Annotated in this window: 28 protein-coding genes; 11 read left to right on the top strand and 17 right to left on the bottom strand. The window is 71.5% G+C overall.

All coding sequences use genetic code 11. From position 1 onward, the window contains the following. Positions 1-38: 38 nt before the first annotated feature. On the top strand, positions 39-467 hold the full coding sequence (locus ACLJOK_RS19545; protein WP_410820189.1) for a Fur family transcriptional regulator: 429 nt from the start codon (positions 39-41) through the stop codon (positions 465-467). 77 nt (positions 468-544) lie between these two features. Next, positions 545-1,408, top strand: coding sequence for an oxygenase MpaB family protein (locus ACLJOK_RS19540; RefSeq protein ID WP_410820188.1), 864 nt, complete (start codon positions 545-547; stop codon positions 1,406-1,408). A 19-nt stretch (positions 1,409-1,427) separates the two neighbouring features. Here ACLJOK_RS19540 and ACLJOK_RS19535 read toward each other — a convergent pair whose 3' ends face one another. The 11 genes from ACLJOK_RS19535 to ACLJOK_RS19485 all read right to left on the bottom strand — a co-directional run bounded on the left by ACLJOK_RS19535 (position 1,428) and on the right by ACLJOK_RS19485 (position 9,849). Then, positions 1,428-2,378 (bottom strand): RecB family exonuclease, encoded by a 951-nt coding sequence (locus ACLJOK_RS19535; RefSeq protein WP_410820187.1) that lies wholly within the window; start codon positions 2,376-2,378, stop codon positions 1,428-1,430. A gap of 13 nt (positions 2,379-2,391) precedes the next feature. Next, entirely contained in the window at positions 2,392-3,006 is a 615-nt protein-coding gene (locus ACLJOK_RS19530) for a MarC family protein (RefSeq protein ID WP_091394729.1), read from the bottom strand. Positions 3,007-3,047: 41 nt separating this feature from the next. After that, complete coding sequence (locus ACLJOK_RS19525; protein ID WP_410820186.1) at positions 3,048-3,920, bottom strand: PHP domain-containing protein; 873 nt, start codon at positions 3,918-3,920, stop codon at positions 3,048-3,050. Between the two features lie 62 nt (positions 3,921-3,982). Next, entirely contained in the window at positions 3,983-5,245 is a 1,263-nt protein-coding gene (locus ACLJOK_RS19520; RefSeq protein WP_410820185.1) for a hypothetical protein, read from the bottom strand. Beyond that, on the bottom strand, positions 5,242-6,012 hold the full coding sequence (locus ACLJOK_RS19515; protein ID WP_410820184.1) for a SigE family RNA polymerase sigma factor: 771 nt from the start codon (positions 6,010-6,012) through the stop codon (positions 5,242-5,244). Before ACLJOK_RS19515 ends, ACLJOK_RS19520 begins: the two co-directional genes overlap by 4 nt. Positions 6,013-6,115: 103 nt before the next feature. Then, on the bottom strand, positions 6,116-6,991 hold the full coding sequence (locus tag ACLJOK_RS19510) for a PH domain-containing protein (protein ID WP_410820183.1): 876 nt from the start codon (positions 6,989-6,991) through the stop codon (positions 6,116-6,118). A 6-nt stretch (positions 6,992-6,997) separates the two neighbouring features. Beyond that, positions 6,998-7,156 carry a hypothetical protein gene (locus ACLJOK_RS19505; RefSeq protein ID WP_007455302.1) on the bottom strand — a complete coding sequence of 53 codons (159 nt, stop codon included), beginning with the start codon at positions 7,154-7,156 and terminating at the stop codon, positions 6,998-7,000. Between the two features lie 116 nt (positions 7,157-7,272). Then, on the bottom strand, positions 7,273-7,950 hold the full coding sequence (locus ACLJOK_RS19500) for a DUF6758 family protein (RefSeq protein WP_372471748.1): 678 nt from the start codon (positions 7,948-7,950) through the stop codon (positions 7,273-7,275). A 79-nt stretch (positions 7,951-8,029) separates the two neighbouring features. Next, on the bottom strand, positions 8,030-8,653 hold the full coding sequence (locus tag ACLJOK_RS19495) for a TrmH family RNA methyltransferase (RefSeq protein ID WP_091397287.1): 624 nt from the start codon (positions 8,651-8,653) through the stop codon (positions 8,030-8,032). A gap of 51 nt (positions 8,654-8,704) precedes the next feature. Then, positions 8,705-9,241, bottom strand: a complete 537-nt coding sequence (locus tag ACLJOK_RS19490) for a hypothetical protein (RefSeq protein ID WP_410820182.1) — start codon at positions 9,239-9,241, stop codon at positions 8,705-8,707. A gap of 92 nt (positions 9,242-9,333) precedes the next feature. Continuing rightward, positions 9,334-9,849: a MaoC family dehydratase gene (locus ACLJOK_RS19485; protein ID WP_030486570.1), complete on the bottom strand. Its 516-nt coding sequence runs from the start codon at positions 9,847-9,849 to the stop codon at positions 9,334-9,336. A gap of 548 nt (positions 9,850-10,397) precedes the next feature. On the opposite strand from ACLJOK_RS19485, the gene trxA reads away from it, so the two are divergent. The 3 genes from trxA to ACLJOK_RS19470 all read left to right on the top strand — a co-directional run bounded on the left by trxA (position 10,398) and on the right by ACLJOK_RS19470 (position 12,323). Further along, complete coding sequence (trxA, locus tag ACLJOK_RS19480) at positions 10,398-10,760, top strand: thioredoxin (protein WP_007455291.1); 363 nt, start codon at positions 10,398-10,400, stop codon at positions 10,758-10,760. Between the two features lie 154 nt (positions 10,761-10,914). Continuing rightward, positions 10,915-11,355 carry a hypothetical protein gene (locus tag ACLJOK_RS19475; RefSeq protein WP_410820181.1) on the top strand — a complete coding sequence of 147 codons (441 nt, stop codon included), beginning with the start codon at positions 10,915-10,917 and terminating at the stop codon, positions 11,353-11,355. Next, the gene (locus ACLJOK_RS19470; RefSeq protein WP_410820180.1) at positions 11,352-12,323 is read left to right on the top strand and encodes an MFS transporter permease; all 972 of its coding nucleotides are present in this window, start codon (positions 11,352-11,354) and stop codon (positions 12,321-12,323) included. Before ACLJOK_RS19475 ends, ACLJOK_RS19470 begins: the two co-directional genes overlap by 4 nt. On the opposite strand, the gene ACLJOK_RS19465 is transcribed toward ACLJOK_RS19470, so the two are convergent. Beyond that, positions 12,287-12,706, bottom strand: coding sequence for a thiol-disulfide oxidoreductase DCC family protein (locus tag ACLJOK_RS19465; RefSeq protein ID WP_410820179.1), 420 nt, complete (start codon positions 12,704-12,706; stop codon positions 12,287-12,289). The genes ACLJOK_RS19470 and ACLJOK_RS19465 overlap by 37 nt on opposite strands. Positions 12,707-12,798: 92 nt before the next feature. On the opposite strand from ACLJOK_RS19465, the gene ACLJOK_RS19460 reads away from it, so the two are divergent. Together ACLJOK_RS19460 and ACLJOK_RS19455 are read left to right on the top strand one after the other, a co-directional pair. After that, a complete protein-coding gene (locus ACLJOK_RS19460) occupies positions 12,799-13,842 on the top strand; it encodes an Rv2578c family radical SAM protein (RefSeq protein WP_410820178.1) in 1,044 nt (347 codons plus the stop codon). A 19-nt stretch (positions 13,843-13,861) separates the two neighbouring features. Further along, a complete protein-coding gene (locus tag ACLJOK_RS19455) occupies positions 13,862-14,269 on the top strand; it encodes a CoA-binding protein (RefSeq protein WP_124819981.1) in 408 nt (135 codons plus the stop codon). 109 nt (positions 14,270-14,378) lie between these two features. On the opposite strand, the gene ACLJOK_RS19450 is transcribed toward ACLJOK_RS19455, so the two are convergent. Beyond that, positions 14,379-15,575, bottom strand: coding sequence for an acyl-CoA dehydrogenase family protein (locus tag ACLJOK_RS19450; protein ID WP_410821537.1), 1,197 nt, complete (start codon positions 15,573-15,575; stop codon positions 14,379-14,381). Between the two features lie 177 nt (positions 15,576-15,752). On the opposite strand from ACLJOK_RS19450, the gene ACLJOK_RS19445 reads away from it, so the two are divergent. Continuing rightward, positions 15,753-16,292, top strand: coding sequence for a DUF4190 domain-containing protein (locus ACLJOK_RS19445; RefSeq protein WP_410820177.1), 540 nt, complete (start codon positions 15,753-15,755; stop codon positions 16,290-16,292). 27 nt (positions 16,293-16,319) lie between these two features. On the opposite strand, the gene ACLJOK_RS19440 is transcribed toward ACLJOK_RS19445, so the two are convergent. Further along, positions 16,320-17,225: an SDR family NAD(P)-dependent oxidoreductase gene (locus ACLJOK_RS19440; RefSeq protein ID WP_410820176.1), complete on the bottom strand. Its 906-nt coding sequence runs from the start codon at positions 17,223-17,225 to the stop codon at positions 16,320-16,322. Positions 17,226-17,343: 118 nt separating this feature from the next. Here ACLJOK_RS19440 and ACLJOK_RS19435 point away from each other — a divergent pair, with 118 nt between their 5' ends. Then, a complete protein-coding gene (locus ACLJOK_RS19435) occupies positions 17,344-17,898 on the top strand; it encodes a DUF4190 domain-containing protein (RefSeq protein WP_410820175.1) in 555 nt (184 codons plus the stop codon). Between the two features lie 75 nt (positions 17,899-17,973). Here the strand turns inward: ACLJOK_RS19435 and ACLJOK_RS19430 are convergent, their stop codons facing one another. After that, a complete protein-coding gene (locus ACLJOK_RS19430) occupies positions 17,974-18,930 on the bottom strand; it encodes an HpcH/HpaI aldolase/citrate lyase family protein (RefSeq protein WP_091394764.1) in 957 nt (318 codons plus the stop codon). Positions 18,931-19,058: 128 nt separating this feature from the next. Here ACLJOK_RS19430 and ACLJOK_RS19425 point away from each other — a divergent pair, with 128 nt between their 5' ends. Further along, the gene (locus ACLJOK_RS19425) at positions 19,059-19,883 is read left to right on the top strand and encodes an SDR family NAD(P)-dependent oxidoreductase (RefSeq protein ID WP_410821536.1); all 825 of its coding nucleotides are present in this window, start codon (positions 19,059-19,061) and stop codon (positions 19,881-19,883) included. Continuing rightward, on the top strand, positions 19,876-20,169 hold the full coding sequence (locus ACLJOK_RS19420) for a hypothetical protein (protein WP_410820174.1): 294 nt from the start codon (positions 19,876-19,878) through the stop codon (positions 20,167-20,169). The genes ACLJOK_RS19425 and ACLJOK_RS19420 overlap by 8 nt, the downstream gene beginning before the upstream one ends. On the opposite strand, the gene ACLJOK_RS19415 is transcribed toward ACLJOK_RS19420, so the two are convergent. Together ACLJOK_RS19415 and ACLJOK_RS19410 are read right to left on the bottom strand one after the other, a co-directional pair. Beyond that, positions 20,166-21,557, bottom strand: a complete 1,392-nt coding sequence (locus ACLJOK_RS19415; protein WP_410820173.1) for a hypothetical protein — start codon at positions 21,555-21,557, stop codon at positions 20,166-20,168. The two genes, ACLJOK_RS19420 and ACLJOK_RS19415, sit on opposite strands and share 4 nt — an antisense overlap. Further along, the gene (locus ACLJOK_RS19410) at positions 21,554-22,078 is read right to left on the bottom strand and encodes a SigE family RNA polymerase sigma factor (protein ID WP_410820172.1); all 525 of its coding nucleotides are present in this window, start codon (positions 22,076-22,078) and stop codon (positions 21,554-21,556) included. The genes ACLJOK_RS19415 and ACLJOK_RS19410 overlap by 4 nt, the downstream gene beginning before the upstream one ends. Between the last annotated feature and the right edge of the window lie 33 nt (positions 22,079-22,111).

The raw sequence follows: 22,111 nt of genomic DNA, 5'->3' as shown, positions 1-22,111 counted from the left end.
CGGTTGTCGATGCGGACCGGGCGTGCTGTCATTGGCCGGTGTCCGGTGCCGAGGAGCTGCTGCGGTCGAGGGGCCTGCGTGTCACGCGGCCACGCGTCGCGGTGCTCGACGTGCTGGCCGGCGGCGGCCATCTGGAGGTCGACGAGATCACCCGCAGGGTCCGCGAACGCCTCGACTCGGTCTCCACCCAGGCGGTCTACGACGTGCTGGGCGCGCTGTCCCGGGCCGGGCTGTCGCGCCGGATCGAGCCGGCGGGCAGTCCCGCCCGCTATGAGGCGCGGGTGGGCGACAACCACCACCACGTGGTCTGCCGGGGCTGCGGCGAGATCGCCGACATCGACTGCGCGGTGGGCAGCGCCCCGTGCCTGGAACCGAACAGCGCCCACGGCTTCGAGGTGGACGAGGCCGAGGTGACCTTCTGGGGCCTTTGCCCGGGCTGCCGGGCCCGCCGTTCCGCCGACGTCTGACCAGCGACGCCGCGGTTCAGGCACGGCAGCGGCGGCGGTGATCGGCGAGGCCGGCCCGACCGTGGCACTCTTGGACGGTGGACTCCGATGACCTCGGCCTCTTCGGTCCGGGTTCGGTCACGTGGAAGGTGCACGACGAGCCGATCCTGATCGTCGCCGGCCTACGCTCGCTCTACCTCCAGGCGTTGCACCCCCGGGCCATGGCCGGGGTCGCGCAGAACAGCAACTACCGCACCGATGCCTGGGGCCGACTGATCCGCACCGCCACCTACGTGGCGACCACCGTCTACGGGACCACCGCCGAGGCGGAGGCCGCCGGGGCCCGGCTGCGCCGCCTGCACGACCGGCTACGGGCCACCGACACGCGCACCGGTGAGCAGTTCCGGATCGACGAACCGGACCTGCTGCGCTGGGTGCACGTGACCGAGGTCGAGTCGTTCCTGAGCACGGCCCGACGCGCCGGGCTGCCGCTGAGCGACGACGAGGTGGACGGCTACTACACCGAGCAGCGCCGCGCCGCCGCTCTGGTCGGCCTGGACCCGGCCACCGTCCCGGGGACCGCCGCCGAGGTCGCGGACTACTACAAGGCCGTACGGCCACAGTTGCGGATGACCCGGGAGGCCGCCGAGACGGCGGTGTTCCTCACCGCCCCGCCGCTGCCGTGGAAGCTCAGCCTGCCGGTCCGGTTGGGGCTCACGCTGGGCCCGCCACGCTGGGCGTACCTGGGGATCGCCAGCACCGCGTTCGCGCTGCTGCCGACGTGGGCACACCGGATGTACGGAGGTCTCGGTCTACCGACCACGGCCCTGTCGGCGGACCTGACAGTGCGCGCGCTGCGGCTCGCGTTCGCCGCAGTCCCCCGCCGCTACCTGGAGGGGCCGTTGATACAGGCAGCCAAGGAGCGGGCCGCGCGGCACGCCGCCGCCTCGCTGGCCGGCTGACCCGGCCCTCGGCGGGGGGTCAGCCGTCGGCGGGCCGGTCCATGGCCGCCCACGGCTCCTTGCCCGGGACCTGCGAGCCCGTCGGGCAGTGCCGTCGGAAGTCGCACCAGCCACAGCGCGGGCCGGGTGCCACCGGGAAAGCCTCGTCCGCGTCGGCGCCGTCGGCGACTGCCCGCTCGGCGGCCATGATGTCGCGGGCTGTCTCTTCCGCACGGGTCAGTTGTCGGGCCAGTGACTCGACGGTGTGGTCGTGACCGGCGACCGTGCCGGTCGGCAGGTGGTGCAGCTCCACCCGGCGGCACGGGCGACGGAACACCCGCTCGGCGGCGTACGCGTAGAGCGCCAGCGCCTGCGAACCCCGGGCGTCGTCCGTGTCCAGCCCGGTGCGACCGGTCTTGTAGTCGACGATGACCAGCTCCGGCCCCTCCGGGCCCGGCCGCGAGTCGATCCGGTCGGCGCGGCCGTTGAACGCCAACACCGCGGTCTTGACCGCCACCACCCGCTCCACACCGAGCGGGTCGGAATCCGGCTCCAGCGTCTCGACGTACGCCTCCAGCCACCCCAACGCCCGCCGGTAGGCGGCCCGCTCCTGCTCGTCGTCGCGGTAGCCCTCGCGGACCCAGGTGCCCTTGAGCAGCGTGGCCAGCGCCTCGGGGCGCCGCCGGTCGGCGGGCAGCGCATACCAGTTCTTCAGGGCGGTGTGCACGCTGGCACCGAGCGAGTTGTGCGCCCACGGCGGGCCCTTGGGTGGGGCGGGCCGGTCGACGTAGGAGTAGCGGTAGCGACGCGGGCAGTCCGCGTACGCGCCGAGCTTGCTCGGGGTGCAGACGAACAGCCGCTCCGGCATGCCCTCGAAGCCGAGCTGCTCGGCGTCGCCGGCGCGCTGCCGAGGGGCCCGACCGCCGGCGGCCGGCCGCCCTGCTGATGAGGATCGTCGCACGCCTGCGATCCTGCCATCCGCCCCCGACATCGCGCGCGTGCCGTCAGGCCATGTTGACGTACTGCGTGACGAAGGCGGCCACCGCGTCGGCGATGAGCTGCACGGCGATCGCGGCCAGCAGCAGGCCGGCGATCCGGGTCAACACCTCGATCCCGCCCGGCCGGAGGATCTTCACGATGCCGCCGGAGAAGCGCAGGACGATCCAGACGGCGACCATCACGGCGAGGATCGCCACGGCGATGGCGCTGAACTCTCCCAGCCCGTCGGCCTGCTGGACGAAGAGCATGGTGGCGACGATGGCGCCCGGGCCGGCCAGCAGCGGCGTGCCCAGCGGCACCAGCGCGATGTTGGAGGTGACCTGCTGGCTCGGGTCGTCGGCTTTGCCGGTCAGCAGCTCCAGCGCGACGAGCACGAGCAGCAGCCCACCGGCCGCCTGCAACGCCGGCAGGTCCACGTGCAGATAGTCGAGCAGGGTCTGCCCCGCCACCGCGAAGATCACGATGACGCCGAGCGCCAACGCGACGGCCTGCCAGGCTGCCCGGTTGCGGTCGCGGGCGGGCAGCGGGCCGGTCAGCGCCAGGAAGATCGGCATCATGCCCGGCGGGTCGGTGATCACCAGCAGGGTCACGAAGACCTCGCCGAACAGCTTCAGATCCACGTGATCAACCTAGCCGCGCCGCGATGGGCGAAATACCCGGATCAGCCCGAAGCGACCTCGGTCACCCCCTCGGCGACGATCCGCTCGTACGCCTCGACGCTGGTGCTGAACGCGCCGAGTTGGACGGTCTTGTGGGTGCCGTGAAAATCCGAGGAGCCGGTGACGAGCAGACCCAGCTCGGCGGCGAGCGCCCGTACGTGTTCCCGCTCGGCCGGGCTGTGGTCCTCGTGGTCGGCCTCGAGCCCGGCGAGCCCGGCGGCGGCCAGCTCGGCGATCAGCTCGTCGGGCACCACCCGGCCGCGTCGGGTCGCCCGCGGGTGGGCGAAGACCGGCACGCCTCCGGCCGCCCGGACCAGTCGAACGGCCCGGAACACGTCGATGTCCTCCTTGGGCAGCCGGTACCGCTCGCCCAGCCAGTCCGGGCCGAACGCCTCCCGGACGCTGCCGACCAGGCCGGCGCGGATGAGTGCCTGCGCGAGGTGCGGGCGTCCCACGGTGCCGCCACCCGCGCCGGCCAGGATGTCCGGCCAGTTCACATCGATGCCGTCGGCCCGCAGGAGGTCGACCATCCGTTCGCCGCGCTCTTCCCGGGCGGCCCGGACCCGCGCCAGCTCGGCCACCAGCTCCGGGTGGTCCCTGTCGAACAGGTACGCGAGCAGGTGCAGCGGCACTGCCGGCTGCGCACCGGACCAGCGGCACGACAACTCCGCACCCCGGATCAGACGCAGACCTGACGGCAGCGCGCCGACGGCCGGCGCCCAGCCGGCCGTGGTGTCGTGATCGGTGATCGCCACCACATCCAGCCCGGCGTCGGAGGCCGCGCCGACCAGCTCGGCCGGGGTCAGCGTGCCGTCGCTGGCCGTCGAGTGGGCGTGCAGGTCGATCCGGGGGGCGGGGCCGGTACGCGAGGTCACCGCCCGACGCTACCGAGGAAACAGTGAGCTCGGCTCACATGGGTCGCCCAGGTCACCCGGGGTCAGAAGCCCTTCACCAGGATCGGCCGCTCTCCGGTTGGCACGCCGGGCACGGCAGCGGGGCTGGCGGGCTCTCCCGCCCGCACCTGGCCGACGTCGACCCGGACCAGTTCGCCGGTGCCGTCGAGGTAGGAGGCCTGGTTCTCGTCGCTCCACACGATCGCCCCGGTCATCGGCGGACCGGCCGCAACGGCTGTCGCACCCGGCCCGAGCCGCTGGAGGTCGACCAGCAGGGACCGACCGGCCTTGCCGCTCCCCCCGTTGACCAACAGCCACCGCCCGTCCGGCGAGACCCCGCCGACGCCGTCCTGGCTCAGGTCTGGAGGGCAGCCGGTGCGTACCGGGTCGAGGTGACGTGTCGGGGCGAGGATGGCGAGGCAGGTCCGGCCCGGGTCGGTCGTGGTGACCTGGCCGACGAGTCGCCCGTCGGGCAGCCCCCCGTAGACGTTGAGGCTCTTCCGGTCGAAGGCGTCGGGCAACGGCCCCGCACCGGGCCGCCAGAGCGTGTGACCGGCGCTGGCCGTGTCGAGTCGGACCAGCACGCTGTCAGCGACGAACCGGACGGGCTCCGCCGACGCGGGCACCGGGGTGCGCACCGCCCCGATGAGTTGGGTGCCGACCACGCCTGCCACCAGCAGATCGTCCCCTTCGAGCCAGGCGACCTGGCGGCCGTCCGGGGCCAGGACGATCGCGCCGGCCCCGGCCAGCAGCACCTGCACCAGGCCGTCGTCCTGCACCACCGACAGCGAGCGTCCTGCGATGCTCGGCGCACCGATCACCAGCCAACCGCCACCGCTGGGCAGCGGCTGGACGCGTTCGGCCGGCCCGACGTCGGGCAGCACCAGCCGCCGCCCGTCGGCGTTGACCAGCGTCTCACCGACGAGGTGGGAGGACAACGTCGTGGGAGAGGGGGCCGGGCCGGGAATGCTGGCCGTCGGGAGTGGTCGGTTGGTCGGGTCCGGGTCGCCGATCACCACGATGGGTGAGCCGTCCCGCCTGGTTTCGGCACCGAGCTGGGCCATGCCGGCGCTGAGCAGCACTGTGGTGACCGCCGCGAGGGCGAGGCCGGCGGCGGTGCGTCGACGCCGGATGCGGTTCGCGCGGCGGATGGCCTGGCCGGCCGGATCGACGCGCAGTGGGCGGCCAAGGGCGACCTGGTGCGAGAGTGTCTCCCGCACCGCACCTTCCAGCTCGTCTGGCCGCACCTGGTATGAACGCTGCGGGCCGGCCGTCAGGTTGTCGCGCCGGCCTGGGAACTGACTCACTGCTGATCCCCGGAGCCCGTGCCGACGGGCACGGCCGCCGGGGCGGTGGGCAGCACGACCTGCGGGGTGATCGCACGCGGCACGGCGGGGCGCGACGCGGCCGGGCGGGGCACGGGTTGGCTGGCCGTCCGTCCGGGCCGGGGTGCGGCGGCACCGGTCGGGACCCGCCCGGTCCGGGAACCCGAGCCCGTGGTCCGGCCGGCGGCACCGGTCGCGGTCCCGGCGGCAGCGGCCGGCCGGGCGGCGATGCCGGCGGTGGCCGCGAGCTCCGGTGCGTCCGCGCCGAGCCGTCGACGCAGCGTGGCGAGTGCCCGGGACGCCTGGCTCTTCACAGTGCCCGGTGAGATGTCCAGCATCGCGGCGGTCTGCGCCTCCGACATGTCCTCGTAGTAGCGCAGCACCAGCACTGCCCGCTGCCGGTTGGGCAACTCCCGGAGATGCCGCCAGAGCAGATCACGGTCCAGTTGCTGCTCGATCTCGTCGACGCCCGCCCGCTCGGGCAGCACCTCGGTCGGGCGTTCACCGTGCCAGCGTCGCCGCCACCAACTGGTCGACGTGTTGACCATCACACGCCGGGCGTACGGCTCGACCGCCTCGATTCCGCCGAGCCGCTTCCATGCGAGGTAGGTCTTGGTCAGCGCCGTCTGGAGCAGATCCTCGGCCGTGGCCCAGTCCCCGGTGAGCAGATAAGCGGTGCGTAGGAGCGCGGCGGAGCGGGCCGCGACGAACTCGCGGAACTGCTCCTCCAACGAGTCCTTGCTCGCCACCGCCCACCTCCACACCCCTGCCGTCCTGGCAGAGTGCCACGTCAGGGGCGCTCTGGTCCATGACGAAAGGTGCGCACTTGCTCCGATGTTCGGTCGAAAACCTTCACGCCCCGTCGTCGGCCTTGGCCTCGTCGGCCTCCTTGCCGAGCCGCGCCTCGACCGCCTGCGGCTCGTACATCTCCTCGACGACGCGCAGGTAGAGCTCGTTCGGGTTGGGCAGGTTCTTGATCTCGCGGAGCGCCTGCTCCTGGCCGGCGGACTCCAGCACGAAGGTGCCGTAGTTGAGCGCGCGACCGGTCGGGGTCTGCTCGTACTTCATGTCGGTGACCCGGACCAGCGGCATCATCGCCACCTTGCGGGTGACGATGCCGTTGACCACCATGACCCGCTTGTTGGTCAGGATGAACCGGTCATACCACCAGTCGGCGATCTTCCACGCCACCCAGCCCATCACCGCGAACCACAGCAGCACGGCGATGGTGGTCAGCACGCCGACGTCCTGGCCGGCGAGGAAGCCGGAGAGGTAGCCGAGCACGAAGGTCGCCGCGACGCCGATCAACAGCGGGTTGGTGAGGTGGATCCAGTGTCGCTTCCACTCACCCCGGTAGCGCTCGGTGGGGAAGAGGTAGCGAGCCACCAGCGAACTGGGCTCGTCCTCCAGTGGCAGCACCCGCCGGGGGGTCGAGCCGGTCGCGTCGGCGCGCAACCCGGCCAGCTCGTCCTCGGAGATCTGCGGCGGCTGGTAGCTGGCCTCCGGATCACGGACCCACCCCCGACCGGAACGACCCTGGCCGGCATAGCCGGGCCCGTCGCCATAGCCGACGTCGTCCGAAAGGGACGGACCGTCGGACAGGCCGGGACCGGCCCCGTAGCCCGGGCCGTCATCAGGCCCGATCCGCGGGATCGGCTCGGTGTCGCGCTCGCGGCGCTCCCGGTCAGGGTCGTCCGGGTCGAAGGGTGGTCCGGAGGGGCTGCCCATCGGCGGCTAGGCGACGAGGCTGGTGAAGAAGTCGCCAAACCCCTGGGCGATATCCATGATCCCGCCGCCGAGCGACTTGAACACGTCCGCCGCAGAGTTTGGCCGGTAGGCGACGAAGAAGATCAAGAATGCGATTCCGGCCCAGGTGAGGACCTTCTTGACCATGGCGGGCCATCCTCTCGCGCGGCGCCGGGTCCCATTACCGCAGCGGCACCCAGAGTATCAGTGTGGTGTCGTACAGTGAATATCTGCGTCCGTTCTCCGTCAATCCGGAAGAGTTGTCAAGCTCTACCGGGTAGATACGGGGACGGTGCGCCGTACACGAGCTCGGGCGGAGTCCACTCGGTCAGGTCGTGTAGCACGACGTCTTCCGCGAGCAGGTGACCCGCACTCGCCGGCCAGGCTATCGCATGGAGCCACATTCCCCGAGCTTCGCCGGCGTACGCGCTTCGATCCGTTGGTGAATTCACCAACCACAGTGGAGTAGGGTGCCCGCCGACCTTGATCTTCGCCTGTCCGACATGGTCAGGGTGACCCGACCCCGGGTCGGTCAGCGCGTCCACCAACTCCGGTCCCGGATCCGGGCCGGCCAGACCGGCGAGCCTGGTGCCCAGGCCGACACCGGGTTCCTCGGCCACGAAGACCAGATCGGCCGGGCCGCCACCGAGCGGGGCCGGGCCTGCGCAGGCCACCACTGTCGCCCGTACGCCCGTCCGGTCGTCCCCGGCGTACGCCACACCGGTGAGTGTCCAACCGGGCGGCAGCGGCCACGGGCACCACAACGGTGTCACCGGCGGATCGCCGGTCGCGGTGATCCGTTCCACAACGCTCGCCACGATGTCCGCTCCGATGTGCTCCGGCACGTGCAGCGGCGGCACCGGGCCGCAGCGCACACACCTCGAGTCGGTGTTCATCAGATCCGGCGCCCGTACCGGGCCCCCGCATCTCGGACAACTCACCGCGACACTCACATCCCCACCGTCTCCCCGGAGCGGCGGCACGTCAAGCCGGAACGTCCGATTCGGCACCGTACGTGGGTCAGTCCGGCGGCGTACCGGCGTGCGCACGGATCCAGGCGTGCATGGCGATTCCGCTGGCCACGCCCGCGTTGATCGACCTCGTCGAGCCGTACTGGGCGATGGAGTAGAGCTGGTCGCAGGCGGCGCGGGCCGGCGCGGAGAGGCCGGGCCCCTCCTGGCCGAACAGCAGCACGCAGTCCCGCGGCAGGGTGCCGGTCTCCAGCGGACGCGACCCGGGCAGGTTGTCGATGCCGAACACCGGCAGCTGCCGCTCGGCCGCCCAGGCGACGAACTCCTCGATCGTCTCGTGGTGCCGTACGTGCTGGTACCGATCGGTCACCATCGCGCCGCGCCGGTTCCACCGTCGCCGTCCGACGATGTGCACCTCGGCGGCGTTGAACGCGTTGGCGTTGCGCACCACAGTGCCGATGTTGAAATCGTGCTGCCAGTTCTCGATCGCGACGTGGAAGCCGTGCCGGTGCCGGTCCAGGTCGGCCACGATCGCCTCGTGCCGCCAGTAGCGGTAGCGGTCGACGACGTTGCGCCGGTCCCCCTCCGCCAGCAGTTGCGGGTCGTAACGGGGGTCGTCCGGTGGGTCCCCCGGCCAGGGGCCCACGCCCACCTCAAGCTGGTCGTCGGTCACGGTCATCAGAGGGTACGGACCGCGTCGGCACCGGCCGCGACGACCTGCCGGTCAGCCCAGGTCGAGGCCCGCACCGAGCCGGTCCAGGAAGCGCCGATCCGCCGGGCTGGCCGGTGGGTCCACCCGGCGCGCGCCGGCGCCGGGCACCGCGCGACAGACCCGGGCCGCGACCGACTGCACCCACTGGCGGTACGCGGCCGAGTCGGCGGGGTCGGCCCGCCGCCGGAGGACCCGGCTCGCCGCCCGGCAGGCGGCCAGCAGGTCCACCAGGTCGGTGAGCCGCTCGGCGGGTTGCGGGGTGCCGTCGTGGCGGGCGTAGATCGTGGCGACCACCGCGCGGACCAGGTCGCTGTCGGAGGCTCGGCCCGCAGCCACGGCATCCAGGCCGGCCAGGCTGGCCAACACTCCACGCTCCGTCCGGCCAGGACCGGGCGCCGCGGCGGCCACGAGAACCCGACCGGGCAGGCTGGTGAGCAGATCCCACTCGGCGGCGGAGTAGACAGCTGTGGTCAAGGGTGCGGCTCGGCGGCCGGCAGAGGACGGCTCTCCCGCTACGGAGTGGCTCATCGGAACCTCCGGCGTCAGCATATGCCCCGAGACGGGAACAGGGCCCCTTCCCCAGCAGACCCGCGGTGAGGAAGGGGCCCCGTGTTCGTCGACGGTCGAGCCCGCCGCGACGGTCAGCGCGGCTCGGGGAAGCTCGGCCGCTCCGGATCCACGCCGTCGGGCACCGCGGCGGCCGCGTACTCCCGCTTGGGGACCATGACCTTGCGCCGGAAGACGCAGACCATCGTGCCGTCCTGGTTGTAGCCGCGGGTTTCCACCGACACGACGCCCCGGTCGGGTTTCGAGCCGGACTCACGCTTGTCCAGCACCGTGGTCTCGCCGTAGATGGTGTCGCCGTGGAAGGTCGGCGCGACGTGCCGCAGCGACTCGACCTCCAGGTTGGCGATCGCCTTGCCACTCACGTCGGGCACCGACATGCCGAGCAGCAGCGAATAGATGTAGTTGCCGACCACGACGTTGCGCTTGAACTGGCTGGCCGTCGCGGCGTAGTGCGCGTCCATGTGCAGCGGGTGGTGGTTCATGGTGAGCAGGCAGAAGAGGTGGTCGTCGTACTCGGTGACGGTCTTGCCCGGCCAGTGCCGGTAGACCGCGCCGACCTCGAACTCCTCGTAGTAGCGACCGAACTGCATGCTGGTCCCTTCGACGGGCGGCGATGGAGTTCGGCACAGCATGCCTTACCGATGGTTAAGGCGACCGGCGGGGCGCGACGGCGGCGGAAATGTCACACCGGTCACTTGCCTGGGGGGAGACGCAATGAGCGGCGGGGCCCTCCCCGGCACCCGCCGCCCACGCTCTGATGTGAGGAATTCTGCCCTACGCCTGCGTAGGTTCAACAGAGACCCCGGTCACATTTATCTTTTTGTAACACTACTGTCCGTGACGAAGCGGAGGTTGATCAGCGATCTCCGCAGGCCGGATACCTCCTCGTCAAGGCCCAAGTTACCGATTCGTAGTGCTCAATCGCGTGGATCTCCCTGGAAACGCTCCCATTACGGCAGGTCACGCAAGTGCGTCATGCACTTGCGATCCGCAGGTCGGGTGTGAACAGATGCGCGTCGATGACCTGCGGCACCCCCCGGCAGCCCCGAGCACGTTTCGTGCCCCATCGCCCGGGAATTCGATACGGTCAGCCCTGGTTCTACGGGACGTAGATAAACCGCGGTGATCGGAGAGTGCAATGGCAACCGTTGAGCTGACCTCGACGAACTTCGACGAGGTGACCGGCAACGACGGCATCGTCCTGGTCGACTTCTGGGCCGACTGGTGTGGTCCGTGCAAGCGGTTCGCCCCGGTCTACGAGCGCTCCTCGGAGAAGCACCAGAACATCGTCTTCGGCAAGGTCGACACGGAGGCTCAGCAGGAGCTGGGCGCCAAGTTCGACATCCGCTCGATCCCGACGATCATGGCGATCCGTGACGGCGTCATCGTCTTCGCCCAGCCGGGCGCCCTTCCCGAGTCCGCGCTGGAGAACCTGATCGAGCAGGTCGAGGCGCTGGACATGGACGACGTTCGCAAGCAGCTGGCCGAGCACAACCACTGAGTCGTCCCGACGACGACACACGAGGCCGGGCCCGATGCGGGCCCGGCCTTCGTCGTACCCCCACCAACTTCCGCATGATCACCTGCCTGGTCAGGCCGAACTGGCCGTCGGAGGGACCCGAGGCCGTCGGTACATCCCGTATCGTCACGACCCGATGGAGAACCTGACCACCCGCGGGCGCGTGACCCGGCTGGGCGCGACCGCACTGGGTCTCGTCCTGCTCGTCGTCGGCACCTTCTGGGGCAGCGACGACGACTTCCCGTTCGGCCCGTTCCGGATGTACTCCACCTCCAACCCGCCGAACGCACCCGCACCCGACACCCGCGTCGAGGGGGTGAACAGCTCCGGGACGGTGATCGACCTCGACCAGAACGCGACAGGCATCCGCCGCGCCGAGATCGAGGGCCAGCAGGCCCGATACGCCGCCGACCCGACGCTGCTCACCGAGGTCGCCGACGCGTACGCCGAACGCCACCCGGACGCTCCCGCGCTGGTCGAGGTCCGCATCGTCATCCGCTGGCACGGCATCCGCGCCGGCCGGCCGACCGGGCAGCACACCGACCAGACCATCGTCCGCTGGCAGGCCACCCGATGAACCGCTGGCTGACCGAGGCCGTACCCCGGGGCCGGGTGGCCGCGTTCCGCACCCTGATCTACCTGTTCGTCGCCGCCGACCTGGTGATCTTCACCCCCTGGGTACGCACCCGGGTCAGCGTGCCCGGCGACCTGTACCGACCACTCCTGATCGGCCGCCTGCTCCCACTCCCGACGCCAACCGAGACGCTGGTGACGGTGATCTTCTGGGCGCTGCTGCTGCTCGCCCTCCTCGCCGCCACCGGACGGGCGCCCCGGCTGCTCGGCTGGGCGGTGTGCGCGCTGTACCTGGAATGGATGATCATCGCGATGAGCTACGGGAAGGTCGACCACGACCGGTTCGGGCTGCTCGTCGCACTGGCCGTGCTGCCCACCGCCGGTCGCGCCCGACACGGCGACACCACCCGCACCGAGGCCGGCGGCTGGGCCCTGCGCGTCACCCAGATCGCGGTCATCTGCACGTACTTCCTGGCCGCCTTCGCCAAGCTGCGCTTCGGCGGTCTGGACTGGCTGACCGGCTCGGTCCTGGCCCGCGCGATCATCCGGCGCGGCACCGACCTGGCGGACCTCATCGCCCAGGTGCCGCACCTGCTGATCGTCGCCCAGTTCGGCATCGTGGCGTTCGAGCTGTTGAGCCCGGTGGTCTTCCTGCTGCCACCCCGCTGGCGACTCGCCATGGTCGGCTTCTTCTACTCGTTCCACGCGGTCACCATCGCGACCATCACGATCTCGTTCGCGCCGCACCTGGCCGCGATGACCAGCTTCCTACCCCTGGAGCGGGTACGCCCGCTGGTCTGGGCCCGCCGGCTCATCGGCCGCGGCCCCTCCGAGGCGGCGACGACGGACACCCCGGAACCGCGCCCGACCGACGTCGGCCCGGTGCCGGCCGACCAGGATCCGGTGGCCGCCGGCGCGAAGCGGACGCTCGACGATCAGGCGCCGGTGGTCGGGCGGCCGGCCGGCCCGTAGAGCCGTTCCCGGGCCTCCTGCGGCAGGGAGCAGGCAGCCGTGCCACCGGGAAGCCGGTGCCGGTTGCGCGCCACCCAGCGGTACAACGGCCAGGCCGCAACACGCACCGGAGGAATCCGCAGGCCGGCGCCGGCGACCCGCCAGAGCGGACCACTCGCGGCGAGAAGCGTCGCGATGGCGTCCGGACCGGCCGCGCGCGAGCCGTCCGCGCCGACCCACTGCACGGCCTCCTCGCACTCGGCCACGCTGAGGCCGAGCGCGTCCAGGTCGGCGAACTGCCAGGGCACCACCCGGGCCGCGGTGGGGATGCGACGCTCGATGAACTCCGCACAGCTCGTGCAGAACGCGCAGTCCCCGTCGTAGACGAAGGTCGACGTCTCCATGAGTCCATCCTCCCCTCTCCGACCATCCGAACGCCCACCGGTGTACGGCGGGTCACTTGCGCTTGCCTCGTACACGTGTTCGAATAATGGCCATGCGCTGGGACAACCTCACCGCTCCCCCGGTCGAGGGAGACCCCGAGCGGGCAGCGCCAGCGACGCCACCCCTGCCGCTGGCGCTGCCCGGCGCCGTCGCCCGCACCTTCGACACCCCCGAGTTCGCCGGAATGACCTTCTACGAGGTGCAGGCCAAGTCCATCCTCAACCGGGTGCCCGGGCAGTCCCGCGTCCCGTTCGAGTGGACGATCAACCCGTACCGAGGCTGTTCTCATGCCTGTGTTTACTGTTTCGCGAGAAATACTCACACTTATCTCGATCTCGATGCCGGCGCGGACTTCGACCGGAAGGTGATCGTCAAGGTCAACGCCGGTGAGCTGGTCCGGCGGGAGCTGGCCGCGCCGCGCTGGCGGGGCGCGCACGTGGCGATGGGGACCAACGTGGACTGCTACCAGCGCGCCGAGGGTCGTTACCGGCTGATGCCGCAGATCATCGGCGCCCTGCGTGACTTCGCCAACCCGTTCTCGATCCTCACCAAGGGCACGCTGATCCTGCGCGACCTGCCGCTGCTGCGCGAGGCCGCCGAGGTGACCGCGGTGGGCATCTCCTTCTCGGTGGGGTTCGTCGACGAGCACCTCTGGCGCAGCGTCGAGCCGGGCACACCACACCCACGCCGCCGGCTGGACGCCGTCCGGGCACTCGCCGACGCCGGCTTCTCCGTCGGTGTGCTCATGGCCCCGATCCTGCCCGGCCTCAGCGACAGCGACGAGTCGATCGACGCCACCGTCTCGGCGATCGCCGCCGCCGGTGCGACGAGCGTGACCGCCCTGCCCCTACACCTGCGTCCCGGTGCCCGGGAGTGGTACGCGCACTGGCTCGCCCGCGAGCACCCGCACCTCGTGCCCCGCTACCGCGAGCTCTACCGGGCCGGCGCGTACTCCCCGCAGGCGTACCAGCGGGAGTTGACCGCGCGGGTGCGGATCGCCGCCCGTCGGCACGGGCTGCACCGCGGGGAGCGGGGCGACAACCGCAGCCTGCCAGAGTCTCCGCCACCGGCGGCCGAGCAGCTGACGCTGCTCTAGTCGGAGCTACAGTCGGCGGGTGCGTACCGCTCAGCAGATCCTCGCCGACTCCGCCGTGATCGCCGTCGTGGGCGCGTCGCGCGACCCGTTCAAGGCCGCGCACGGCGTGCCGTTGCAGATGCAGCAGTACGGCTGGCGCATCATCCCGGTCAACCCCACCGTCGACGAACTGTTCGGGGAACGGGCCTACAAGACCCTCGCCGACATTCCGCACCCCGTCGACCTGGTGGACGTGTTCCGACCGGCGGCCGACGCCGTGCAGGTGGTCCGGGACGCGGCGGCGATCGGCGCCCCCGCTGTCTGGCTCCAACTGGGCATCGTCTCGGCCGAGGCGCGGCGGATCGCCGAGGAGGCCGGCATGGACTACGTCGAAGATCGCTGCCTCATCGTCGAACGCGCCGCCGCCAACCTGACCCGCCTGACCTAACCCGACCCACCTCCCCACCCTCGCGATCTTGCACTTACTGTCCCGACGTAACCGGCATAAGGGTTTATCGGGCAACCGAAAGTGCAAGATCGCGGGGGCCGGGGGTGGGTTAGAGCTTGTATTCTTTCAGGAGACCTCGGGAGATGATGGTCTTCTGGATCTCCGAGGTGCCCTCGCCGATGAGCAGGAACGGGGCTTCCCGCATCAGCCGCTCGATCTCGTACTCCTTGGAGTAGCCGTAGCCGCCGTGGATGCGGAACGCCTCCTGGACGACCTCGGCGCAGTATTCCGAGGCGAGCAGCTTGGCCATCCCGGCCTCGACGTCGTTGCGCTGGCCGGCGTCCTTGAGCCGGGCGGCGTTGACCATGAGGGCGTGCGAAGCCTCGATCTTCGTGCCCATCTCGGCGAGCTTGAAGGCGATCGCCTGGTGCTTGGCGAGGGGCTGGCCGAAGGTCTTGCGCTGCTGGGCGTAGCTCACCGCCAGTTCGAAGGCGCGGATGGAGATGCCGCAGGCGCGGGCGGCCACGTTGACCCGGCCCACCTCGATGCCGTCCATCATCTGGTAGAAGCCGCGACCCACCTGGTCGGCGCCACCGAGGATCGCGGAGTCGGGCACTGTCACGCCGTCGAGCACCATCTCGGTGGTCTCGACGCCCTTGTAACCCATCTTCTCGATCTTGCCGGGGATGGTGAGGCCGGGCGCGGTCTCGCCGAAGCCCGGCTCCTTCTCCAGCAGGAAGGTGCTCATGTTGCCGTAGACGGACTCGGCGCCGGTGTCGGTCTTGACCAGGGTGGCGACCACCGAGGAGTACGCCCCGTTGGTGAGCCACATCTTCTGCCCGTTGAGCACGTAGCTGTCGCCGTCGCGGACGGCCCGGGACTTGATCGCGGAGACGTCGGAGCCGGTCTCGGGCTCGGACATGGAAAACGCGCCGCGTACCTCGCCGGTGGCCATTCGCGGGAGCAGCCGGGCCTTCTGCTCGGTGGAGCCGTGCTGAGAGATCAGGTACGCCACGATGAAGTGGGTGTTGACGATGCCAGAGATCGACATCCAGCCTCGGGACAGCTGCTCCACCACCAGCGCGTAGGTGAGCAGTGATTCGCCGAGGCCGCCGTACTCCTCGTCGATGGTGAGGCCGAACAGCCCCATCTCGCGCATGCCGTCGAGGATGTCGGTGGGGTACTCGTCGGCGTGCTCCAACCGCTGCGCGTGCGGGATGATCTCCTTGTCGGCGAAGTCCCGAACGGTCTCCAGGATCGACTGTTGCACATCGGTCAGGCCGGGCGTCTGGGCGAGTCGGGCCATCTCAGCCTCCGGGGATCCGCGCACTACTCATGGGTAACTGAACGCTGGGTCAGTATCGGCCCCTCGGGTCGACGAGGCCAAGGTGACCAGTCCACACAACCGCTGTGAAAAGGTTCACCGCTGCGGGTAGCGTCCGGCAAGAGGGACTTTTCCGGCACCGGCAGGAGGAGGACAGCTGTGAGCTACCCGCCGCCGTCGGGACCGCCCGAGGACGAGCCGCCGCCGTCACCCTACGAGCCACCGAAGGACCAGTCGCCGTACGCGCCACCGCCGGCCGGCCAGCCGCCGTACGCGCCGCAGCCGGACCAGCCGGCGTACGAGCTGCCAGCGGAACGCTCACCGTACGGGCCATCGGCGGGCGAACCGCCGCCGTACGGCCACCAGGGGCCGCAGCAGTCGGCGCACTGGAGCCAGCAACCGCCGTACCCCCCGCAGGGCCCCTACGGCCAGTACGGCCCCCCGCCGGGCGGGCCGGGTCGGGGCACCAACGTGTTGGCGATCCTGTCGCTGGTGTTCGCCTTCGTCTTCCCGCCGGCCGGCGCCGTCCTCGGCCACGTGGCCAAGCGGCAGATCCGCACCAGCGGCGAGGAGGGCGACCAGCTCGCGACCTGGGGGCTGATCCTGGGCTACGTCTTCACCGGGCTCACCGTGCTGGCCTGCTGTGGCTGGCTGGCGCTGGTGGCCTTCAGCAACAACGGCGACAGCGGCGGCTACTGACGAACGGGCCGACGTGGCCCGTCGCGGTCAGCGGAAGCGGGCCTCGCGGACGCTGTTGCCGCCGTCCACCACCAGCATCTGCCCGGTGATGTACGAGGCGGCCGGCGAGCAGAGGAAGCTGATCGCCGCGGCGACCTCGTCCGGCGTGCCCGGTCGCCCCACCGGGGTGCCCAACCCCTGCTTGATCTCGGCCATGGTGGACGCCGCGGTGTAGATGGTGCCGGGCGCCACCGCGTTGACTGTCACCCCGTCGGCGATCATCTCCATGGCCAGCGCCCGGGTCAGCCCGACGACCCCCGCCTTCGCCGCGGCGTACGCGGCTTCGGTGGGCAGGGCGTTGACCGGGCCTGCCGTGGCCGACAGGTTGACGATCCGACCCCAACCCCGCTCGGCCATCCCCCCGATGAACGCCCGGCTGCAGAGGAACGCTGTGGAGAGGTTGCGGTCGATCTCACCGCGCCACTCGTCGTAGGTCAGCTGGGCTACCGGCCGCAGCACCCCCTGGCTGGCGCGACTGGCCAGACCGGCGTTGTTGACCAGCACCTCGACGTCGCCCAACTGCTCGGCGACAGCATCGGCCAACGCGCCGACCTCGGACTCGTCGGTCAGGTCGGCGACGAAGCCGGTCACGCCCAGCTCGGTCGCCCGCTCGTGGATGCGTCGGGTGGTGGAGACGATGGCCACCCGCGCGCCCAGGTCGGCGAGTCGCCGGGCAGTGGCGTACCCGATGCCGTCCGGGCTGCCCGCCCCGGTGACCAGGGCGACCCGCCCGTCGAGGCGCATGGTGACCGGGTCGGTGAGCGCGACCGGCTCGTCGGGGCCTGGGCTGCCCGCCGGGGCGGCCGCCCGGGCGCGACGGGCCGCGCCCGGGCGGCTGACGTCCCGTCGGGGTCGACTGCCGGAGCGGTCCGCGGCGCGCGCGTCGTATGCCATGTCAGGGATCCTGCCCGTTACGACCGGCCCGAGCAACGCGGCACCCGGAAGCAGGGGCGTCGGGTTTGGGCGGCGCTGGCTACCCTGTCTCCGCACCCCAACCTGACGGAGAGTTCGCATGACCAATCCCCCGCCGCCCGGCAACTGGAGCGACCCCACGTGGTCGGCCCAGCCGTCGAGCCCCGCACCGGATCCGACAGTGGTGGCCGGTCAGCCGGTGCCCGCACAACCTGGCCCGGTCGACCCGTACGCCCCCGCCCCGTACGCCCCGGCCCCCTACGCCCCGGACCCGTACGCCCCGGTCGACCCGTACGCCGGCGCGAAGCAGCCAGCGACCCAGCCGATGCCCGGATACGCCCCGCCCGGTTACCCGCCGCAGTACCCCGGCTACGGCTATCCGCAGCCGCCGAAGACCAACGGGCTGGCCATCGCGGCGTTCGTGCTGGCCCTTATCGGTTTCACATCCTGCATCACCGCGCCGATCGGCGCGATCCTCGGACACGTGGCGCAGAAGCAGATCCGGCTCAGCGGCGAGGGCGGTGCGGGGATGGCGAAGGCCGCCATCATCGTCGGCTGGATTCTCACCGGGTTCCTGGTGTTGGTGATCGCCATCTACGCCGCCGCGATCATCTACGCGATCGCGACGAGCGACAACAGCAGCAGTAGCTACTGACCGGCGGGCGGGCCGGCGTACCGCCGATTGTCGGGCCGGACCGACAGCCGGCGGTGGTCGTCCCGGCCCGGCCGGTCACTGCGCCGGTGGGGTGAACGACGAGGTACGGCTCATCCCGGCGGCCCGGCCCTTGGCGGCGACCACCAGCGCCATCTTGCGGGACGCCTCGTCGATCATCTCGTCGCCGAGCATCACGGCGCCGAGCCGGCCGCCGGCCTCGGAGGTGTAGTGCTCGTACGCGTCGAGGATCAGCTCGGCGTGGTCGTAGTCGGCCTGCGCCGGCTGGTAGACCTCGTTGGCGGCGTCGATCTGGCCCGGGTGCAGCACCCACTTGCCGTCGAAGCCCAGCGCGGCCGAGCGCTTGGCCACCTCGCGGAACGCGTCGACGTCGCGGATCTGTAGGAAGGGGCCGTCGATGGCCTGCTTGTCGTGCATGCGCGCGGCCATCAGGATCCGCATCAGGATGTAGTGGTACGGGTCGCCCGGGTAGTCCGGGATCAGGCCGCCGACCACCATCGACTTCATGTTGATCGACGCCATGAAGTCGGCCGGGCCGAAGATGATGGTCTCCACGCGCGGTGAGGCGGCGGCGATCGCGTCCACGTTGACCAGACCGGCGGCGTTCTCGATCTGCGCCTCGATGCCGATCCGACCGACCTCCAGGCCGATCGTCTTCTCGATCTGGGTGAGCGTCAGGTCCAGCCACTGCACCTGGGCCGCGGTCTGCACCTTCGGCAGCATGATGCAGTCCAGGTTGGCGCCGGCGCCCTCGACGACCTCGATGACGTCCCGGTAGGTCCACGGTGTGGTCAGGTCGTTGACCCGGACCACACGGGTCTTGCCGGCCCAGTCACCCTCGTTGAGGGCGGCCACGATGTTCTTGCGCGCATCCGGCTTGGCCAGTGGGGCGACGGCGTCCTCCAGGTCGAGGAAGACCTGGTCGGCCGGGAGCCCCTGGGCCTTGCCGAGCATCTTCACGCTGGAACCCGGCACGGCGAGGCAGGACCTGCGAGGGCGACCGACTGCGGCCATGGATGCGCTCCTTCCAGCGTCCGGCGGGCATGCCGACGCCACCTGACGACAGATCCGAGACCTTAACGATCCCAAAGGGCGTTGTGACGCCACGGTAACCTCGCGCCATGACCGGGGTGAATGGACCTGTGGAAGATGTCACTGGGCGTCGACTGGTGGTGGTGACCGGGGCCAGCTCCGGCATCGGGCTGGCCGCCGCCGTGCACCTGGCCTGCCGGGGCGACCAGGTGGTGCTGGTCGGGCGGGACCCGGCCCGCCTCCAGGCCGCGGCCGAACGGGTACGGGAGAACTCCGGTGAACGTCCGGAGCTGTTCCGGGCCGACTTCGCGGTCCTCGACGACGTACGCCGGTTGGCCGAGCAGCTCCGGTCCGCGTACGACCGGATCGACGTGCTCGCCAACAATGCCGGCGCGATCGCGCTGCAACCACTGAGCACCGTCGACGGTTTCGAGATGTCGATCCAGGCCAACCACCTGGCCCCGTTCCTGCTGACCAACCTGCTCGCCGACCGGGTGGGCCGGGTCGTGGTGACCGCCTCCGGCGCGCACCGCTTCGGCGCACTCGACCCGGACGACCTGAACAAGCCGCTGCGTGGCTACCGGCCGATGGGCGCGTACGGCACCAGCAAGCAGGCGAACGTCCTGTTCACCGCCGAGGCCGCCCGGCGCTGGCCGGACGTTGCCGCGTACAGCTTCCACCCCGGGGTGGTCCGTACCCGGTTCGCCAACGACAGCAAACTGGTCGCGTTCGGCATGCGGTTCATGCCGTTCCGCAGCCCGGAGAAGGGCGCCGAGACCTTGGTGTGGTTGGCCAACCAGGAGCGTTCCCGGCTGATCAACGGGGGTTACTACGTCGACCGTCGGCCCCGTCGGCCGTTCCGGAAGGCGGCTGATCCGCAGCTCGCCGCCCGGCTGTGGGCGGCGAGCGCCAAGGCGGTCGGTCTCGATGACTGAGCGGGACGGTGTGCTGACACTCGTCGCGATCGTCGAGTTCGCCGTCGGGGCCGAGGCCGCCGGGCAGCGCTACGAGGACGCCGTGCTGGCCCTGCTCGAACGGCACGGCGGCCGGTTGGAGCGGCGACTGCGCGGCACCGACGGGCAGGCCGAGGTGCACGTGATCCGTTTCGACGGGCGGGCCGGCTACGAGTCGTTCCTCGTCGACCCGGACCGGGCGGCCCTGCGTACCGCCCTCGGCGAACGCGCGCCGACGACCCGGGTCATCGAGGTGCACCAGAGCTAGGGCACGGTCCGGGTGCGCGGGCGGCGACGCCAACCGCTCCAGCGGCGCAACCACGCCAGCACGGGCACCGCGACCAGGACCGCCAGGACGAACCCCACCGCGAGCGCCCAGAACGGCAGCGGCCCGTAATCGGGGCGACCGGATTCGCGTACCGCCCCGTCGATCGCCAGGTCGGCAGCGACCGACAGATCGGTAACGCCGGCCGGGGTGCGGAAGAGCACCTCCGGCGCGGGTGCGCCTCGGCGCAGCGTCACGACTTCCACCGCCTCGGTTCCGGGCTCGTGGAACGGCCCCCAGGCCACGTCATGGTCGTCCGGGCGGTCCACCGCCACCGGACCCGGCACGCCGACCAAGGCGACGGCCTCGTCCGCCGAGCGCCAGCCGAGCAGTTGCACGAACGTGCGGGAGGGCAGCGGGGGGAACGCCGCACCGGCCAACGGCGAACCGTCGACGGTGGACCGCAACGCCAGCGTCCAGGTGCGCCGGAAGGACGGCACCGGACAATCGGCGCAGGTGGACCGGTCCAGGACCGCCACCGTTCGACCGTCCGGCAGCCAGGACCCGGCCCCGGCGAGCCGGCCGCCGGCGAGCGGCAACTTCCGGTACGGCTCGGCGACCCGCTCGGCGCCCGCGTCGGCCACCCGGATGAGCCAGACCTCGTCGCGGACCTCGAGGGCCAACTCCCCGCCGTCGGGCGAGAGCGCGGCCGTGCGTCCGGGCGGAACCCAGGCCGTGCCGACCCGCACCCGCAGCACGTCCGCCCCGCGTTCCCGGTCGTAGACACCGACGTACGGAGTGCCGTAGCTGTTGGGCGGGGTGAACGTCGTGTCGTCCTCGGCGTAGACGAGACGCTTCCCGTTCGGCGCGAAGGCGAGCGGGTAGCCGCCCGTGCGATGCGGGGTGAGCTTCCCGGTCCGCAGGTCGAGCAGTGTCGTACCGATCGAGGCGTACCGGCCGTCCGGGGACAGCATCGCCTCGAAGCCCGCGACGGCCGAACCGGCGTCCAGCACCCGGTAGCGGTCGGCGTCCGCGGCGAGCACACCCATCCGGGTCTCGAACCAATCGGTGCGCACGGCCGGACCGCCGAAGAGCATCGCCGCCGAGCCAGGTGCCGAGGCCCGCACCGAGGCGGTTCGCAGCGGCGGGTCGACGAGTCGGGTGGGCAGGCCGGGGGCGTCGTGCCGCGGGCCGGCGGGGATCGGCAGGGCGACCGGGTGCAGCGCGTACCCGGTGCCCAGGAGCAGGACCAGGACGGCGAGCGCGCCGGCGACGGCGGCCCGGCGACGGCGGTGCCGGGTCCGCGCCGCGTCGAAGAACCCCTCCGGTACGCGCGCGGGCGGCACGTCGTCGGCGAGGCGCCGCAGCGCTTCGGAGAGCCGGGCGGTCACCGGGCCACCTCCTGCGGGTCACGGCCGACAAGTTCGGCCAGTTCGGGGGCGAGGACGCGGAGTCGGCCGAGGGCGTGACGGGTCTGACTCTTCACGGTGCCGACCCGGCAGCCGAGCAGTTCCGCCGTCTCCGTCTCGGTGCGGTCCTCGTAGTAGCGCAACACGAGGACCGCGCGCTGCCGCACGGTCAGCCGGGCCAACGCCGCCGACAGCACCAGCCGCAGATCGTGGTCGTCACCCGGACCGGACCGTTCCGGCAGCGCCACGCCCAGCCGCTCCGCCGGGCGAGCCCGCCGCCAGCGCCACCAGCTGGCGGCCTGGGTAAAGAGCACCCGACGCAGATAGGCGGGCGGGTCCTCGATCCGCTCCCAGCGCACCGCGACACGAGCCAGCGCCACCTGGACCAGATCCTCCGCATGGTGCCGGTCACCGGTCAGCAGGTACGCGAACCGGGTCAGCCCGGCGGTCTCGGCCCGGACGAAATCGGCGAAGCCGTCCCGGGCGCGGTCCTCAGTCGTCAACGGATCGCCCTCCTCAACCGGACAGACGCCGGG

The organism is Micromonospora sp. 050-3 (assembly GCF_046549335.1).
In the GTDB taxonomy this organism is placed as follows: domain Bacteria; phylum Actinomycetota; class Actinomycetes; order Mycobacteriales; family Micromonosporaceae; genus Micromonospora; species Micromonospora trifolii.
The sequence above is the reverse complement of the archived record's forward strand: the minus strand, read 5'-3'. Positions and strand labels throughout refer to the sequence as shown.

Coding starts and splice junctions, on each gene's coding strand:
- ACLJOK_RS19450 (WP_410821537.1), bottom strand. CDS start 15,575: ATGGCCCGACTCGCCCAGACGCCCGGCCTGACCGATGTGCAACAGTCG.
- ACLJOK_RS19465 (WP_410820179.1), bottom strand. CDS start 12,706: ATGGAGACGTCGACCTTCGTCTACGACGGGGACTGCGCGTTCTGCACG.
- ACLJOK_RS19460 (WP_410820178.1), top strand. CDS start 12,799: ATGCGCTGGGACAACCTCACCGCTCCCCCGGTCGAGGGAGACCCCGAG.
- ACLJOK_RS19475 (WP_410820181.1), top strand. CDS start 10,915: ATGGAGAACCTGACCACCCGCGGGCGCGTGACCCGGCTGGGCGCGACC.
- ACLJOK_RS19440 (WP_410820176.1), bottom strand. CDS start 17,225: ATGGCATACGACGCGCGCGCCGCGGACCGCTCCGGCAGTCGACCCCGA.
- ACLJOK_RS19510 (WP_410820183.1), bottom strand. CDS start 6,991: ATGGGCAGCCCCTCCGGACCACCCTTCGACCCGGACGACCCTGACCGG.
- ACLJOK_RS19430 (WP_091394764.1), bottom strand. CDS start 18,930: ATGGCCGCAGTCGGTCGCCCTCGCAGGTCCTGCCTCGCCGTGCCGGGT.
- ACLJOK_RS19470 (WP_410820180.1), top strand. CDS start 11,352: ATGAACCGCTGGCTGACCGAGGCCGTACCCCGGGGCCGGGTGGCCGCG.
- ACLJOK_RS19505 (WP_007455302.1), bottom strand. CDS start 7,156: ATGGTCAAGAAGGTCCTCACCTGGGCCGGAATCGCATTCTTGATCTTC.
- ACLJOK_RS19420 (WP_410820174.1), top strand. CDS start 19,876: ATGACTGAGCGGGACGGTGTGCTGACACTCGTCGCGATCGTCGAGTTC.
- ACLJOK_RS19485 (WP_030486570.1), bottom strand. CDS start 9,849: ATGCAGTTCGGTCGCTACTACGAGGAGTTCGAGGTCGGCGCGGTCTAC.
- ACLJOK_RS19535 (WP_410820187.1), bottom strand. CDS start 2,378: ATGTCGGGGGCGGATGGCAGGATCGCAGGCGTGCGACGATCCTCATCA.
- trxA (WP_007455291.1), top strand. CDS start 10,398: ATGGCAACCGTTGAGCTGACCTCGACGAACTTCGACGAGGTGACCGGC.
- ACLJOK_RS19435 (WP_410820175.1), top strand. CDS start 17,344: ATGACCAATCCCCCGCCGCCCGGCAACTGGAGCGACCCCACGTGGTCG.
- ACLJOK_RS19490 (WP_410820182.1), bottom strand. CDS start 9,241: ATGCTGACGCCGGAGGTTCCGATGAGCCACTCCGTAGCGGGAGAGCCG.